The sequence below is a fragment of the Algoriphagus machipongonensis genome (assembly GCF_000166275.1).
GTDB lineage: Bacteria > Bacteroidota > Bacteroidia > Cytophagales > Cyclobacteriaceae > Algoriphagus > Algoriphagus machipongonensis.
Map to the genome: position 1 here is coordinate 1,406,269 of NZ_CM001023.1, position 17,340 is coordinate 1,423,608.

A 17,340-nucleotide genomic window follows, 5' to 3' on the forward strand; every position below is an offset into this window, starting at 1 on the left:
TATTTTGCTTATCTAAAAACTTTTGAAAAATGGCATCAGCAAGTGAATTAGCACCAGGAAGTAAAATAAAGCATCCAAAATTCGGCACAGGAATGATTCTTTCTGTAGACGAAACGTATTACAAGATTTATTTTTATTCGAATGAGGAGGTAAAAACGCTAGCGAGGGATTATGAGGGGTTTGAGGTGGAAGAAGCCAAAACCCCTGATTTCCCAATGCTCACGATGAAGGATGTAGAAAAGGCAATTCGAGAGGCCTTGACTCAAACTTCTGAGCGAGCTCCCATAGTTCCTCTAGGAGGGAAGTGGATGGGAGGAAACGTGGTTTTTGAACCTAGTGATTCAAGCCTTCAAACAAAGGAAATTCCGATGGCTACCTTCTTCCACAAAATTGTTATGGTACGTGAAAAATTGAGAGTGTTGGAGCAGAATATCAATAATCACCCGAAACTCGACGATGAGGATCGTGTTCATCTTCAACAGTATATCACTCGCTGTTACGGTTCATTGACTACCTTTAATGTGCTGTTTGCTTATAAAGAAGATCAGTTTAGAGGAAGCGGATCCTAGGATTTATGATTTATGACAAATGATTTTTTAAACTCTATAAAAAGTGATTGCCTTAAACCTATTTAACCATGATTAAAAATACGATTCTTTTCTTAGTAATGACCTTGCTGTTGGCGTCCCATAAACCAAAGGAGCAAGGGCTGAAGGATATTTTTAAGGATAGCTATCATATTGGGGTGGCACTAAATCGATGGCAAGTAACTAGCGATGATCCCAAAGCGAAATCTGTGATAGAAAACAATTTTAACAGTTTAAGTCCTGAAAATGGTTTGAAGTGGGAAAGGGTTCATCCAGATCCTGATAGGTTCAACTTTGAATTTGGAGATGAATATGTGGCTTTGGGAGAAAAAATGAGGGCTTTTACGATAGGTCATTGTTTGGTTTGGCATCAGCAGGTTCCTGATTGGGTATTTGAAGATGAAGTAGGTGATTTGGTAGGAAAAGATGTCTTATACAGCCGAATGGAAAATCATATCCAAACTGTTGCTGGAAGATATAAAGGGAAAATCAATGGTTGGGATGTGGTCAATGAAGCATTTAACGAGGATGGAAGTTTTCGTGAATCGAAATGGTTTCAGATAGCAGGAAAAGATTTTATAAAAGAGGCATTCCGAAATGCTCAAAAAGCAGATCCTGATGCCGAGCTTTATTACAATGATTACAATGTCTGGAGAGCTTCCAAAAGGAAAGGAATTCTGGATTTTGCCAAGGAAATGAAAGCTGAAGGAATAAAAATTGACGCCATAGGTATGCAGGGACATTATCAGCTGGAATCACCGACTTTAGAAGAAATTGAGCAAGGGATCATCGATATCCATGAGGCAGGATTTAAAGTAATGATCACTGAACTGGATGTGGATGTGTTGCCAAGACCGAGAAGGGCAGAAGGAGCTGATTTGAATATGAACTTTGCTAATTCAGATGAATACAATCCTTATAAGGAAGGAATTACCCCAGAGGCTGAAGCAAAATTGGCGCAACGGTATGAGGATATCTTTGCTATTTATGAAAAGCATAAAGATAAAATCACACGTGTGACCTTTTGGGGTTTGAGTGATCGAAATAGTTGGCTGAATAACTTCCCGGTTCGTGGTCGAACCAATTACCCTTTGCCTTTTGACCGGAACTTGGATCCCAAAAAAGAGGTATTTGAAAAGCTAGCCGGTGTGGTAAAATAATCAAGAAAGAAAAAGGGCAAATCATTTAATCGATTTGCCCTTTTCAATTAAATGCTTTCGTCTATCAACTCCTTGTTGCAGGCAGCTCCGGCCATGGTTCCAGAGGATACCGCAAATGCCACCGAACGGAACATATTGGTATTATCACCACAGGCATAGATCCCGGCTACGGAAGTCTTATTAAGTTGATCGATGTCCACATAGCCGTTTTCTTTTAGCTCGCATCCCAATTCTGAGATCAGTGGAGTACTTTGTTCAAATTCAGGTTTTGCGTAGAGCGCTTTGATTTTTTCTTGTGATCCATCCTCGAAAACCAAGCTTTGAATCTTTCCGTCTTGATGGATGATTTGGCTTATTTTCTTCTCAGAAATAATGACATTTTTGGATAATAATTTCTCTGTTTGCTCAGGAGTTAAAGTTGATTTTCCATTGGTGTAGAGGGTCAAATCATTAGTCCAGTTGGTAATCATTTTTCCAAATTCGAAACCGAATTCACCATTGGCTAAAATCCCAGTTTTTTCATGTCTTACTTCATACCCATGGCAATAAGGACAATGAATGACTGAAATTCCCCAGCATTCCTGAATACCTGGGATTTCGGGCAGGATATCTTTGATTCCAGTGGCAAAAATGAGTTTTTGCCCAGAGAAAGTTGAGCCATTTTTTGTTTTGATTAAGAAACCGGGATCACTTTTCTTAGCTGACGTTACGGTATCAGAATAGAAGGAAATGGTTTCGTATGCTTCGACCTGTTCTCTGGCCAAGGATGAAATCTCCATTGGTGTTTTGCCATCCTGTGTTAAAAAATTGTGCGAATGCGGTGTTTGTCTGTTGCAAGGTTTTCCGGCATCAATGACTAAAACTTTTCTCAAAGATCTTCCTAATGCCATTGCTGCAGCTAGTCCTGCATAACTGCCTCCAATAATGATTACTTCAAAATTCTGTTGCTCCATTTTCTAGGTGGTTGAATTCCAAAGATACTAAAAACCTCTATAAATGCAATAATGTTGCATTTATAGAGGTTCATTTTTGTTAATATTTAAGATGGAATTATGGGTTGGTAGACCAGAGCCCTACTTCCTTCACTAATGCGCGTTTTGGCAGTTTTAAATGCGCAATTAGTAATTCGGCAAAATCTTCTGGTTGCAATACCTTATCCGGATTTCCATCAGTCAAGTTATTGTCCATGGCCAAATCAGTGGCCACAGTACTTGGGCTCATGCTGAACACCCGGATATCCGATTTTCTAACCTCCATCATGAGTGATTCAGTTAGTCCGTTTAGTCCAAATTTGGAGGCACTATAGGCACTTGTCATCGCATTTCCTTTTTGGCCAGCAGTGGAGGAAACGTTCACAATATCACCTGATTTTCTTTCAAGCATTCCCGGCAGAACTTCATGGATGACATAGTAAACGCCAAAAAGATTGACTTTCACGATATGTTCCCATTCGCTGACATCGAGATCCAAGAATTTCCCAAACTTGCCGGTTCCGGCATTATTCACCAAAATATCCGGAACTCCAACTTCTGAAGTCAGAGAAGCGATTGCAGTTTTGATGCTGGAGAAATCTGACTGATCAGCCACGGCGATTGCCACTTTCAAGGAGGAATCAATTCCTGCTACCTCCTCTTTGACTTTCAATAAGTCTGATTCAGTTCTGGATAATATGGCAAGATGTACCCCTTCTTGGGCCAGAGCTATTGCGATTGCTTTACCTAATCCTTTTCCTGCGCCAGTGATCAGCGCTGTTTTTCCTGTTAGTGATTCCATTATTTTTGTAGATCTTAATTGGATATAAAACAACAATCCCTGAATTGAGTTCAGGAATGTCGCTAATAAAAAATCAGGAAGTGATTTCTGTATAAGGTTTTATTTTATTAGAGAACGGCTAAATCACTTCTTCTCAAACATCTCTGCTGTATAATCCAATAACTCCGTTCCTCCAATTTTCCCATGGCCAGGAATTACAATCTGAGTATCCGGAAAAGCGGATTTTACTTTTTCTACCGTTGCAGACCATTCGGAAAGATTGGCATCTTCAAGATTGCCTTTTCCGGCACCAATGGCCTTGATCATGCATCCTCCAAAAATGACTTGGTCTGCAGGGACATAGGAAATGAAATTGTCTTTTGTATGCCCTTCTCCGAAAAATTGATTGACGATTTTTATACTTCCTGCTTCCAAAATCAATTTCTTTTTAAAGTCTATTTCTGGAACGGGATATCCAACTGATTTTGCCAAAGCAATGGTTTTAGCAGATGCATAGGAGTGGATTCCCTTCCTATGAAATTCATCCAACCCACCTAAGCAATCCCAATGGAAATGAGTGGCAACGACTCCTTTTACTGTCACTTGTTGCTCTTTTTCCAGCCAATTGATCAATTCCAGACTGGCTTCCTCATTGGCAGGCGTATCGAAAACCAGAGCTTCACCTTCATTGATGACAATCATTCCATTGCATGCCACTTTTCCAAAATCATCTGTATTCAGGTAGCTGATATGTAGAAAGGTGTTTTGGCTAATTTGCTCGACCTGAAGAGATTCGGAGTTGTAGGCAAACTCCTTTTTTTGTCCAAAAACTGATTGTTGTTGATAGACAAAAAGTAGAATTAAAAGGAAAGCCTGAGTTTTCATGAAAAATTGATTTTTAGGTTTTATTTATGGTTTTTATCATCAAACAAAATCCCAGCCTATTTTCATAAGCTGGGATCAGTTTTCGGGAAATGGAACAAATTACTTTCTCAAAGTCTCCAAGTAGCTGACCAAATCGACCAATTCTGTTTCAGAAAGTGGGAATTTTGGCATTAAGGACAGATCCTGCTGGGTGACGCTTTCCACATCCGCCAGTTTATAAATTTTCTGTTCACTACTTCCCACCAGTTTCACGATCAGGTCATTTTCAGTTTTGGAATTGACAATACAAGTAAATTCGGTGCCGTCTTTCAATTTTACCAGCTGGGTTTCATACCCAAAGCCCATCCCTTCGGAAGGGTTGATGATAGCGTTGAATAATCCTTCTTTGGATAGTTTATCTCCGATTTCCGAAAGGCCTGGGCCAAAATCGATTCCTTCTTCCCCGATTTTGTGACATGCCAGGCAATAGTTAGAAGCAATGGTTTTTCCGTTTTCTACGCTTCCACTGGAAGTAAGCATTTTTGATAAGTCGTAATCGCTATTGGCGGCATCCCCGAAAAACGCATTTGCTTCAGCTCGAAGGTTTCCATTCCAAGAAGAGAGCAGAATCTTTTGTGCGATGGGAAGCAAGTCTGCAGGAACTTTATCTGCCTTCACCAATTCCCATAAATAAGGCTCAGAATTGAATCCTCTGGCAGCTTCCATTGCAGCGGTTCTGATGGCTGTGGAATTTGATTCATCAGTATAATATCCTGCCAATAACTTCGCTATGTTTTCGTTGTCAATGGTTCCAAACTTCTCGATTGCCGTAATCGTTTGGGCCTCGTCACCTTGATCAATCTCTTTTTTTATATCCTCTATTCCGTAAAGGGAAGAATAAATATTGGCGGCCATTTGTGAATGCTGGTTGTTTTCTGATTGATAAACCAATTCCTTCAACCTTTCTTTCTGGTCTTTGATCTCATATTTTCTGACGATATCAAGGAAGTCTCTATTATCAGCAATACTTCCTGCAGTTGATTTTGCCAAAGCCAATAACTCTCTGTCAGGAGAAGATGCATCGAAATTTATCTGCCTTAAAATGATCAATTGATCCTCTTCTGGTGCAGATGCGAGAAGAGATTTAAGGATTTTTGTTTTACTACTTGGCTCCTGAAAGTCCAGAGCTCTGTAATATCTCTCATTATTTCTGCCAGGCTGAGAAAGAATAATTTTCCCTAAAAGTTCTGGAGTTTCAGAACTTCTTGATCTCCAAACAATATCTGTTGCTTCCTGGGATTTCATCCAAGTTTCATCCAAATCCGATAGATAGGCACTTAGATATTCATCCCAAAACCCATCGGCAGCGATTCCCAATGCTTCCAAAAACCATCTGTCGCCAGACTGGTAGGAATTAGCAAGTTTCAGCCATACATCTTCATTATTTTGATATCTGATAGCAAGGGCCACTTCTCTTCGAACTTGAATATCTTCATCTCCAGCCATTTTCATTAAGAAATCAGGGTCGTTTAACTGATTGATTCTTGATGCCCTAACTGCAGCAACGCGTATTAATGGATCAGCATCTGTGGATGCCATTTGAATATATTCATTACCATTTGGAAGTTTTGTCAACACCCAAAAAGCACGAGCTTTCATTCTTGGGTTTTGTGAAGATGTAAACAATGTTTCCAAAGCATCTTTGGCAGCGTCTCCTTTTTCCACTAAAGCCATAAATGCTTTGAAGTGGGTTGCTCGATTGGGATTTTGCAATAGCTGAACCAAAGATTCAATATTATCATAATTAGGCGCTGAAACTTTGTAATCAACTCCCTTTGGAGCTAGTCTGTAAACTCTTCCTTTATCCTGATCGCCCATTGCATGGCCTCCAACTCCCGGGTCATACCAGTCCGAGACAAATAAGGATCCATCTGGGGCGACTGTTACATCTGATGGTCTAAACCAGTTGTCTCGGGAATTACCATCCATTAAATTTTTGATCGTAGCGGTAAAACCAGCTCCATCTTTAGATGGAATGTATGCTCTTACAATATTTGGACCTGCATCCGAATGGATGATCTGCCCCTGATAATCTTCTGGTAATAAATTTCCTTCGTACACCAAAATTCCAGTAGGTGAACCTGCAAAAGTTTGCAACATATTAGGAACCACACCTGGGTCATTTAAATGCCAATGCCTTAGTGGAATGGAATCTTCCATATTGATCCTTCGGGTTCGCCAATCAGCTCCTGTGATCTCGTCTTTGAAGCCATAATTCCCAAAATCCATGACATAGTTGATTCTAGTAGCTCTATTACCGTCATCATCATTGTCTGACTGCCACATTCGACCATAGCTATCCACAGCGACCTCATAATTATTTCTGAAGTTCCAAGCCAATACTTCTACATCTGATCCATCAGGATTCATTCTGAAAACCATTCCTTCTCGATAGGGTTGGGTCTGACTGTTGACAGGCCTACCCAATGGATCCAAAATCGGTGAGCCATCGGCATGATGTATACCTTTGCCCTCATTTCCATAGTTGAAATAAAGCTTTCCGTCAGGGCCAAAAGTAAATGCGTGCATGCCATGATCATGCTGTACTCCGCCCACGCCTTCGAAAAGAATTTCTTTTTTCTCCGGAACATCATCTCCATCTGCATCAGTAAATACATACACATAAGGACTAACCGATACATAAACTTTATCCCCCAATACCGCGATGCCTAATGCTGCATTGATATCATTTCCCTGATAAAAAACCTTGGACTCATCGGCCACACCATCGCCATTGGTGTCTTCCATGATCAAAATCCGATCACCTTCGGCCTTGGTAGGATTTCTTGGATTTAAATGACTTCTGTAATTATACGCCTCCGCAATCCAAACTCTTCCACGATCATCAATGTCCATATTGGTAGGATTAATCATCATAGGCTCAGAGGCAAAAAGTGTCAATTCCAGACGATCATCTTCTACTACAATGCCATCGATAGCATTTGTGACTGATCTTTTTTGTTCGTCAGATAGTCGAGCATATTCTTTATCTGTAATTCCTTGTTTATCTGGTTGGGAACATGAAAAAGTGAGTAAAACAAGGAAGGTGAATAGGTAAGTGGTTTTTTTCATTTTGGGCTAGCTTTTGGCAATTTTATTCGGATAAAAATCCAAATTCTAAAGTAATCTTTTGAGATTATTGAACCAATCAACTATTAAAATATTATCAGGTTTGAAAACCAAAGAATAAAAAAAATAGGCTATCTCAAATAGCTAGTTTATGTCAGACTGAGCGCACCTGCCTAAGGGTAGGTAGGAAGTCGGAGTCTAATTTAACCTAAGAAAGTTGCAATTCGACTCCGCTCAATGTGACAAATAGCTAAAAGGAGATAACCTTTTTCCACTATTTCTTAAGGCGTATATTATGTCAAGGAAGGCTTCAATACTTTGAGTTCTTCTTGAATACTTACCAGTTGCTCCTTCATTTTTAATATGATTTCTTCAGTTTCCCACTGAAATGAAGCCAAAAGCTTTTGGTAGTAATCAATTCCCATCTCTAGATTTTCTTGGAATTTGACAAGGTAATTTTCTTGTTTTGTGCTTGGACTGGCAATGAATTTCTGAAATTCATTTTTTAAATGACTTGCATAGAGCTGGGCTTCTTTCACAAATACATGCGGACGATCAGAGTCAAGATTCAGGTTTAGTTTCCCATAAATATGTGCCGCCATTTCCTTGAGACTAAATGTCCCTTTAAAATAGGCCAAGTTGGGACCAGGGCAAATAGTAACAGCGTTTAGGTTTCGTCTTGGGGTATTTCCACTGGAGAGGATAGCCGAAGCACTTAAACCTTCGCAAAGACAGTCTTTTTCAGCTACCTCATTCCATTCCTTTTTGCTGATTTCACCTTGTTGCAGTTGCTTGTTTTTAAGGTTTTGATACTGTCTGGAGGCGGTGCAAATAGGTTTCTCTGTAAATTCAGTGCTGAATGATAAGAACTTCTTATAGCATGGACTACCTGGCCTGTTTTTCTCTAGTCTTTCTTTTCGCTGCTGCTCTCCACTACTGTTTCTAAGATTGTTAAATGGAACGCCCAAAGGGGAAGCATGGCTAAGGTAAAAGTCAGATTTCTTAGCTTTCAATAACCTATGTAAAGTGTCTTCATCCACTGAAGTTGCTTCAGGAACCAGCAGGAAAGGACTTCCCCAACCGGTTCCATCTAATTGATAATAATTTCTCAAGAAGCTGTCTTCTTGAGCGTTTCCAATTCCTCCTTGGTAAGTGATTTTAAATTGGGCCAGCTGCTCTGGAAAAGAAAGACCTTTTTCTGAAATTGCTTTTTGGTAGACCTCAGATAGGCTGTTTTTTAATTCTTCTTTTTTTGATTTGAATTCCTCCAGTATGGGGCCGATCAGAAAGCCGTCTGTAGCAAAAGCATGGCCTCCACAGTTCAGTCCGGATTCTATCCTAAATTCAGAAACCCAAAGCCCTTTTTTCGCAAGGAATTTTCCCTGAATCAAAGCAGAACGATAGTCCGAAACTTTTAATATGATTTTCTTTTGGGCAGGTTTACCGTCTATTGGGAAAAAGGATTCAAATTGCTCTGCATAACTGTATAAAGCAGGGTTTAGGCCTGCTGAGAACACTACAGAACTATTCAGCTTACTTTTTGCAAAACCCCTTAATGCAGAAAGAGCATCAGAGAATTCACGAGGTAAAGTGGAGCCGTTTTTATCATAATTTAATTTATCCACCTTGGTCATGATATTGACATCGATGGCTCCCGGTTGGATCCACTTGATAAGGCTTTCAAACTTCTTACGTTTAAGATCAGCCGGAGACTTCACAAAATCTTGGTATAGCTCATTTAAGGGGTGGCTTTTGGGGAGTAGTTCAATGTAATTTTGTAAAAGAGCTGGATTCTCCAATCCCTTATGATGAATCTCCAGGATTTGTTGATCAACGATATCCTTGGTCAGATTTAGAAATGCTGTAATTCGCTTAGCACGATAGTCATCCTCTTTTTCAGAAATAGATTGAAAAGGGAAGTTGAATTTATCTGAATAGATTTTCCGCATGTCTTCCAATAGGTGGTCATCCATAATGGATATCACACTTGAAATACCATATTGAGCCACTTTTATAGGGCTGTCAACAGTAAATCCCAATCCCATCACTGGGATATGGAAAGAATGGGGAGATGTTGCTTGGATCATGTTATTCCTTCTGAGTTGAAGCTTCAAATGTACAAGTGATACAAGCTCAAAAGGTGTTTTTCGGTCTGGTATTGATCAGACCTTGAGATGATCTTTGTCAGCTTTTTTTTGCAAGAAAAAAGCACAAACCAACAATTGTCGATTTGTGCTTTGAGTTTAAGGTTGCGTTAATACGCTTTATTTCTGCTGCTGAAGGTAAGTCACTAAAGAAGCGAGTTCTTCAAAAGAAAGTGAATTTGCTAAGCCTGCTGGCATTATTGAGTTTTCCAGTTCTTTTCGGCTTTTGATGTTTTTCTTTTCTAAAGTGGTTGCCTTTCCTGTGATATCTCTTAAAGTCAATTCATCAGCAGATTCAGCTGTGATAAAGCCCATGTAAGATTTATCGTCATTGGTTTGGATCATGAAAGAGGCGAAGCCTTGAGAAATTGAAGCATTTGGCTTCATGATGGATTCAGTAATTTGATCACGGTTCATGATAGACCCGATTTGACCCATGAAAGGACCTTTCATTACCTGTCCTTTTTCTATGCTATGGCAAGCAATACAACCCTGACTTGTGAATAGGGCTTTACCTTTTACAGGATCTCCCTTGATATCGGCAACGGCCAAGATCACATCTTCAATGGAAGCCTCACCCACTTGTCCTTTTTTGTTTTTAATCGCATCTAAATCCACATTAGGATCTTCTTCCACGATTAATTCTTCAGATACTGTGCCCAATTCTGAGATCTCCATTCTGTGACGATCATTTAGGCCCGCAAAGAAATTTTTCTTCGATGGGTTGGAGTTTTCATACTCCTGAACCAAGAAACTCTTGATTTTTTCAGAAGATTCCCATGTGATTCCCTTGTAATAGGGTCCATGTGTATCTGGTCGAGTGCTCCACCACCAGCTTCCGTCATATGGAGCTTCTTCCATATACAATCTGGAAAGAGTAGTTAAAATCTCATCTTTTAGCTCTTGATCGCTACTTGACTCATAAGCATTCATCAATCCTTCTACCGCTTTAGGATCATGCATATATCTCAAAGTCCACAGAGCCAATTTCGGATTGGTATCAATTGCATTTACAGCTGCATCTACAGCGTCTAATTCAACAAGAGATTTTACTGCTAAGTGAGATAAAATGATATCTGAGTTTGGAGTTGCATGAGGACCTTCAGTTCCTGGAGCAGGAATTTTAGCCGAAGAAGGAACTTGGATTTCTAAAAGTTTTTCTGCTGCATCCAGTTTGCCTAATCTTCCTAATCCAACAATTGCAGCTGCCTGAACTCTCGGGTTGGCATCATGAACTGCTGCTAAGTAAGGCTCCACAGGAACACTTCCAAGGCAAGATTTTCTATCTGTTAATGCTCTCAAAGCAAATTCCCGAATCTTATCTTCTTCGCTAAGTTTTAACAAAGACTCCACTCCGCTTTCACACGCTATCTGAGCATAGGTATAAATACCTGCTACACGATTTTGCAAGGGTAGTGATTGATCTTGAGCAATGTTTAATGCTGCCATTGCTGCTTCATCGGCAGGTCTTTTCAAAAGTTCTTGTTGTGCGTGGAATCTTGTCACTGAATTACCTGCTTTCAAAAGTTCTCCTAATGCTTCTACTGAGGCAGCCTTTAAATCAGGGAAAGCTTCATATTCGAAATCATTTGGCAAAACTTTTACTACATATCCTTTGTCTGGGCTACCTCTATAGCCAGCTCCATCCCATGCAGCCAAGTACATTCTTCCTGATCCATCTACATCTACATCGGTGATCTGAGAAAGTTTGATGAAGTTTTCATCTTCCTGTGTAAAGCCTGGCCCATCCATCGTGACACGGTGGATAAATAATTCGCTTTTACCCCAGTCAGACATCATAGGAACATGATTGTATTCTGTAGGCCATCTATCATCATCCATAAAGTAGCTTCCAGTTCCAGAACCTCCACCAAGGTCTGCAAGAGCAGGAATGATTTCATCTGTGAAATTTTTGAATAAGCTTGGGTATCCATATTCACCACTTTGAACGTAGTGGATAAACCTAATATTCCAGCCCCCACCGTCATTGGTATTACCTCGAGTATAAATATTCATGAAGGGGTCGATGGCAACGTCATAGATATTTCTGGTTCCATGAGCATAGACTTCCATTTCGGTTCCATCAGGTCTAACTCTGACAATTCCTCCGCCTAGCATGGTCATTTTTTTGCCAGATCTATCTTCTGCTTCATGAAAACCAAAGTCCCCAACTGCTACATAAATCCAACCATCGATTCCCATTCGGATACCGTTTGTGGCATGGTCAGTACCTCTACTTCTAAGAGAGGCAGGTGAACAAATGTTCTTGATTAGCGGAATAGACGGACCATCTGCTACTCCATCATTGTCTTTATCTACAAACTCCACCAAGTCCATTCTGTCTGCCTCACCAGTTGTTTCATTGAAGACAGTGTGAAGCACAAACACTTGATCTCCCACAGGCATGATACCTCTCGGATTATCTGCTTTTGCAAATTCTGTATGGGTCTCGTAAACGCCATCATTATCCTTATCTATCAGCTTGACGATGCTGCCTTTTCCAGGTTCTTTTCCCAACGATCCCATCATGTCCACGCCGACGAAAATTTCTCCTTGTGGGCTTACCGCCAAACAAGCAGGGCTTGGGACAATGTCAGATCCAGCAATGGTAGTAATATTCAATGAAGTACTATCAGTTATTACTGAGCTAGGGTCAAATCCGGCTGGAGTATAATATTCCTTAAGTTCAGCTATATCAACTGTGGTAGAAGGCTTGTATTTGGAGCATCCGAATAGGGCTGTAAAGGCCAAAATGCTTGCAAATGGAATTTTTATTTTAGTCATGCTAAAATGGAATCGGGTTACTGTAATATTTTAATGCTAATTTTCTAACCTTCAAATATAGACGTTTGGATATCTTTTCGCCTTACATTGAAGTGATTCATTCAGTTTTTGAGGGGGTATTTTTGATAAACGGGCGAATAAACTATTGAAAAAATGCCTAAGCTTATAGGGGACGTTTGGTTTCTTTGTCCTAAACAAAATAGGGCTTCCATTATTTTATGGAAGCCCTATTTTTATAAGTATTAATGGTTATTTCAGCCACCAAGGCATCTCGTGGATGTCATCGTTTCCAGAACCAAATTGTTTCTCTATTGCTGAACTCACATTTTCTGTGTTGTAATTGTATTCAGATTGTGGGTAAATCCATCTGTATGGAATAGTAACACCTGTAGGTCTTCTGAAGGATGGGAATCCAGTTCTTAAGTGATCGTAGAATCCTGACCATTTCATTTGGAAGAAAGACTGAAGGTATTTTTGCATGATGATCAGTTCGATTTTTTCTTCATCTGAGCTCGCCATAGAAAAGTCATTCAGTGGCTCTTGAAGATAGTTACTTGCTGCTTCTGGGCTTACGTACATGCTGTACTCTTCAGAATACATTTCGTAAAACCTGAAGGATCCCATAACACCTTCTTTATAAAGCATTTCAGCATCAGCATTGATCCAGCCACGGACTGCAGCTTCAGCTAGAATCAATTGCTGCTCTGAATAGCCTAATAACTTGTAAGGCTCATTAACCGGATCTCTATGGTATCTATCATTGACTTTTGAAACGTCTCCTCTTGCAGCCTTTTCATTAACCTCACCATAAGGAGCGGCAGGGTCCCCACCTTCGTAGGCTGAAAAGTCATTGATAGCTTTTCCTGCTTCTTTGGCATTTCTTGTCTGAGTAGAGTAAATAAATAATCTAGGATCTTTTCTCTCTTGAAGCCTCTGAATGAAGGTGGAGTCCATGTACATTCCGGAGCTGAATCCACTACTGTTGAAATCAGGATAACGGTTGTTTTGCTGATCTAAGAAAACAAGCTGACCACTTTCTTCTTCACTTTCCATCAAGGGGCTGTTGGTATAAATGGAGTTGAACTCACTAAAATCCACCTCTCCGGATTTAGGAGAAAGTGTGATCAAAACTTTTAGTCTAAAAGCATTGATTAATTTTCTCCAAGATTGCACGTTTCCATTGTAAATGATGTCTCCTGCAATGATGGTATTTAGGCTCGAAAGAATATCATCTGCTTCTTTCAGCTCCATCAAAATGCTTTCGAAAACTGCACTTTGATCATCATAAACCGGGCTATAATTTTGTTCGGTTTCACCTTTTAATGCTGAAGAATAGGGGATATCGCCAAACGTTAAAGTCAGGTTATAGAAATAGTAGCTTCTAAAGAATTTCCCCAAAGCAATGTAAGCGGGTTCGTTAATTCTTTCTGCTTCTTCTATCATCTTGGTTACATTTCTCAATGTGGAGTATGCTCCAAAACTACCTCGGTCCCATTTGTAGTATTGGTTGGAGTTTTCTCCATCCGTTTGTACCAGCATTTTTTGGGCATATAAGGGAGAAGTTCCGCTATACGATCTGAACACGTCCCACTCTACATTGGTTAACAAAAGCTGAGGGTGTGTTTCAGTAGGGAGATTCGGGTTGATGTTCATTTCCTCCAAATCAGAGCAAGAAAGTAACACCAAGGAAAGGAATAGTATTAATATATTATTTTTCATTTTTTCAATTATTTGAATAGCCAAAATCTATTAAAAAACAGCTTTTAAAGTCATTCCTACATACCTGGAAGATGGATCTTGCAAGTTGTTGTCGTTTCCAAAGTCAGGGTCTAGGTAAGGAAGATTCTTTATTACAAATAAATTGTACCCGTATACTGTCAGATCCAGATTTTTAAACCTTTTGGAGGGAATGACATTCATCAAATCATAAGTCACAGAAAGCCTTCTTAATTTTAAGAATGAGCGATCATAAACATTAGCAAAAATTTCGCTTTCGTCTTCTGTCACTTGGGCTCTATAAGGATAGTTTTGTGACCAAGTCTGCCAGCTAACTGCAGTGGTATTATCAGTGTATTCACGAGAATCAGAAATGATATTTCCGTCTACGTCACGAACTAGCTCACCACCGGTTACTACTACACCATCTGGAACATAAATTGGTTGACCCGCAGCATACTCTTCATCACGATATAGAGTAGAATTAGGATGTTTTCCACCCCACCACATTTTTTCAATGGTTAGGGATCTGATTAAACCACCCCAGGCTCCATCTACATCCATCGCAATTCTAAATTTGTTGATGTTGAATTGGTTTTGGATTCCGAATCTCCATGAAGGATCCAAGTGCCCGATTTTGGTAGGAAATGGATCTCTAGTTGGCATTCCTGTGTTGGCATCTAGAATTAATTGCCCATCAGCACTTTTTTGCCATACGGTCGCGTAATAACTATCCGCTCTATCACCTTCCTTGAGGTTGCCATATTTTTCAGCTCCTCCATAGATGTCTGTAATGCTTCTGGTGAATTTTGTCCAGTTTGCTCCGATATTCCATGAGAATTTCTCTCTCTTAATGGCAGCATAGTTAAGCATTACCTCAAAACCATGAGTGGTATATTCATTACCATTGACTTTTCTCGAATTGAAGCCAGAAGCCTCTGAAATATTCAAATCAATGATTTGATTCTCATCTAGAATTCTATAGTAAGTACCTTCTAAGCTAAGTCTTCTTTGGGCAAAGGAAGTAGATAAACCAGCTTCAAAAGTGGTAGACTTCTGAGGCATAATCTCGGAGTTCACCAAGCTGGAAGGGTAATTTACAGATGGAATAGATCCATAGGTTACGCCTTTGTTGTAAGTTGAATAAATACTGTAGGGATTCAAGTCACTGGATACTTCAGACCAAGAACCATAAACCTTGATAAAATCAATTGCTTTAGGCATGGTAATGAATTCCGATACAATTGCACTCACTGAAGCAGAAGGGTAGAAGTAAGAATTATTCAGTTTAGGGAGTGTGGAAGACCAGTCATTTCTAGCCGTAAAGTTTAAGAAGATTGACTTCCAAAGATCAATACCTGCTGATCCATAAACTGATCTAATTTCCTTGTCTTCAACATAGTTTGTTGCTTGAACAGGTCCTTGAGTGTTATTAAGACTGTATACATAAGGGACAATCAAGCCATCTGAGGAGGAGTAATCCTGCTTATAACTTCTGTAGAATGTGGAGGCTCCAGCATTAACTGATATTCCAATAGTTTCATTAAAATCTTTGGAATATGCAGCAAGAAAATCAGTGTCAAGGTTCAGTTGTTCGTTATTCCAAAATTTATAATCACCATTTCTGGAGTCCCCGTAATTCATATAGGATTTAGGACTTTGCATATCCTCAAAAAGCCCCTTTTGTCTGGCGGATACTCTACCCTGAACATAGAAATTTGGAGAGAATTGATACTTCAATTTCAATTTTCCATCTACGACATTTCTATTGTAAACTTGGTTTAATTCGTAAGCAGCAAAATACACATTGTTGTACCAAGCGTAATTGTAATTAGCCTGTCTGTAGCCCTCTAATCCTGGGACGTACATATGGTCTTTAAGGTCTTGACCATTGACATCATCACCCATCCAAACAAGGATAGTATACATGTGGTTTTTTGGCCCATATCCATATCGTGGATAATTTGGAGAATAAACCTTGTTATAACTTAAAGTCGCATCTAACTGAAGTTTTTCACTCAGTTTGAAAGAAGAGTTGAAGTTAAATCCGCCTGTATTCACAGAGGTGTTGGGCACTTGGCCTCTTTGAAAAGCATAATTAGCGGAGAATCGGAATTGGGCTTTCTCTCCTTGGTAGGCAATAGAAAGGTCATTTTTTGTTACCACACCAGTTCTGATAAAATCCTTTAAGTTGTCATGTCTCACCCATGGGGTAGGAACTCTTTCATATCTTGATTTATCATCATAGACAGTCCCAGCTACATTTCCATACCATTCGATTTCTTCTCCAGTTACTTTATCTCGAATGGGGCTATTCCACTGCGGAACCATCACTCCGGGTTCGAATTTAGGCCCCCAAATCATATCTCCATCAGAAATACCTCCGTCAGCACCATCCCAGAATTCATATTGACCATTTGACCCATTACCATATTCAGTTTGAGTTTCTGGAAAAACAGTAAAACCTGCAGTCACCATATTATTGGTAGTGGCAGTGATTGTTAATCCTTCTTTTGAAGCATTTTTTCTGGTGATTAAGATAGCTCCATTTTTTCCTCTGGAACCGTAAAGTGCGGAGGCTGAACCTCCTTTTAGCACGTTGATACTCTCAATGTCTTCAGGAGAGATGTCAAATAGATCTGTTTCTACAGGAATACCATCTAAAACAATCAATGGGCTTTTGCCTCTAAGGCTAAAAGATGGTGACTGAAACATTCCAGTTGGGTTATTGACTGTCAAGCCGGCAATCTGTCCAGTAAGCGCATTACCCAAATTTAATGTAGAGGCTTCTCCTACCACATCCATCGGAACTTCCTGTGTCGCATACCCGAGCTTTTTCTTCTGTTGCTTGATACCAATAGCCGTAACAACCACTTCATCCAATGATCTGCTGTCCTCATTTAATGTGAGGTTGATAATACTTCTACCATTGATAGCTTCCTCCTTAGTTTCGAAGCCAATAAAACTAAAAACTAGCACAGCGTTTTCGTCTGCACTAATCGTGTAGTTTCCTTCAAAATCTGCAATCGTTCCTTTGGTGGTGCCTTTCACCAAAACCGTAACTCCAGGAAGTCCTTCTCCTGTTTCATCAGATACTTTCCCCTTTACTTGGACTTGTGCAAGCAAAAAGCCGGGGCTTAAAAGCATCAATAAAGTAAAAAACGTAAAAGTTTTTTTCATGCTAAAATTGTGTTTAGTTTAAAA

General features: G+C 39.8%; 10 protein-coding genes. 2 read left to right on the top strand and 8 right to left on the bottom strand.

Annotation, left to right across the window (positions count from 1 at the left end):
• Positions 1 to 29 precede the first annotated feature (29 nt).
• Both ALPR1_RS06085 and ALPR1_RS06090 read left to right on the top strand, forming a co-directional pair.
• Positions 30 to 569 carry a hypothetical protein gene (locus ALPR1_RS06085; RefSeq protein ID WP_008199223.1) on the top strand — a complete coding sequence of 180 codons (540 nt, stop codon included), beginning with the start codon at positions 30 to 32 and terminating at the stop codon, positions 567 to 569.
• Positions 570 to 637: 68 nt separating this feature from the next.
• Entirely contained in the window at positions 638 to 1,747 is a 1,110-nt protein-coding gene (locus ALPR1_RS06090) for an endo-1,4-beta-xylanase (protein WP_008199224.1), read from the top strand.
• A gap of 47 nt (positions 1,748 to 1,794) precedes the next feature.
• On the opposite strand, the gene ALPR1_RS06095 is transcribed toward ALPR1_RS06090, so the two are convergent.
• From ALPR1_RS06095 to ALPR1_RS06130, 8 genes are all read right to left on the bottom strand, one after another.
• The gene (locus ALPR1_RS06095) at positions 1,795 to 2,700 is read right to left on the bottom strand and encodes an NAD(P)/FAD-dependent oxidoreductase (protein WP_008199225.1); all 906 of its coding nucleotides are present in this window, start codon (positions 2,698 to 2,700) and stop codon (positions 1,795 to 1,797) included.
• Positions 2,701 to 2,797: 97 nt separating this feature from the next.
• A complete protein-coding gene (locus ALPR1_RS06100) occupies positions 2,798 to 3,520 on the bottom strand; it encodes a 3-ketoacyl-ACP reductase (protein ID WP_008199226.1) in 723 nt (240 codons plus the stop codon).
• A gap of 123 nt (positions 3,521 to 3,643) precedes the next feature.
• Positions 3,644 to 4,384 carry a subclass B1 metallo-beta-lactamase gene (bla, locus tag ALPR1_RS06105; protein ID WP_008199227.1) on the bottom strand — a complete coding sequence of 247 codons (741 nt, stop codon included), beginning with the start codon at positions 4,382 to 4,384 and terminating at the stop codon, positions 3,644 to 3,646.
• A gap of 99 nt (positions 4,385 to 4,483) precedes the next feature.
• Positions 4,484 to 7,495, bottom strand: a complete 3,012-nt coding sequence (locus ALPR1_RS06110) for a PVC-type heme-binding CxxCH protein (RefSeq protein ID WP_008199228.1) — start codon at positions 7,493 to 7,495, stop codon at positions 4,484 to 4,486.
• Positions 7,496 to 7,785: 290 nt separating this feature from the next.
• Positions 7,786 to 9,579, bottom strand: a complete 1,794-nt coding sequence (locus ALPR1_RS06115; protein ID WP_008199230.1) for a hypothetical protein — start codon at positions 9,577 to 9,579, stop codon at positions 7,786 to 7,788.
• A gap of 177 nt (positions 9,580 to 9,756) precedes the next feature.
• Positions 9,757 to 12,420 (bottom strand): DUF7133 domain-containing protein, encoded by a 2,664-nt coding sequence (locus ALPR1_RS06120; RefSeq protein ID WP_008199232.1) that lies wholly within the window; start codon positions 12,418 to 12,420, stop codon positions 9,757 to 9,759.
• Between the two features lie 249 nt (positions 12,421 to 12,669).
• Entirely contained in the window at positions 12,670 to 14,139 is a 1,470-nt protein-coding gene (locus ALPR1_RS06125) for a SusD/RagB family nutrient-binding outer membrane lipoprotein (protein ID WP_008199234.1), read from the bottom strand.
• A 30-nt stretch (positions 14,140 to 14,169) separates the two neighbouring features.
• Positions 14,170 to 17,316 (bottom strand): SusC/RagA family TonB-linked outer membrane protein, encoded by a 3,147-nt coding sequence (locus ALPR1_RS06130; RefSeq protein ID WP_008199236.1) that lies wholly within the window; start codon positions 17,314 to 17,316, stop codon positions 14,170 to 14,172.
• Between the last annotated feature and the right edge of the window lie 24 nt (positions 17,317 to 17,340).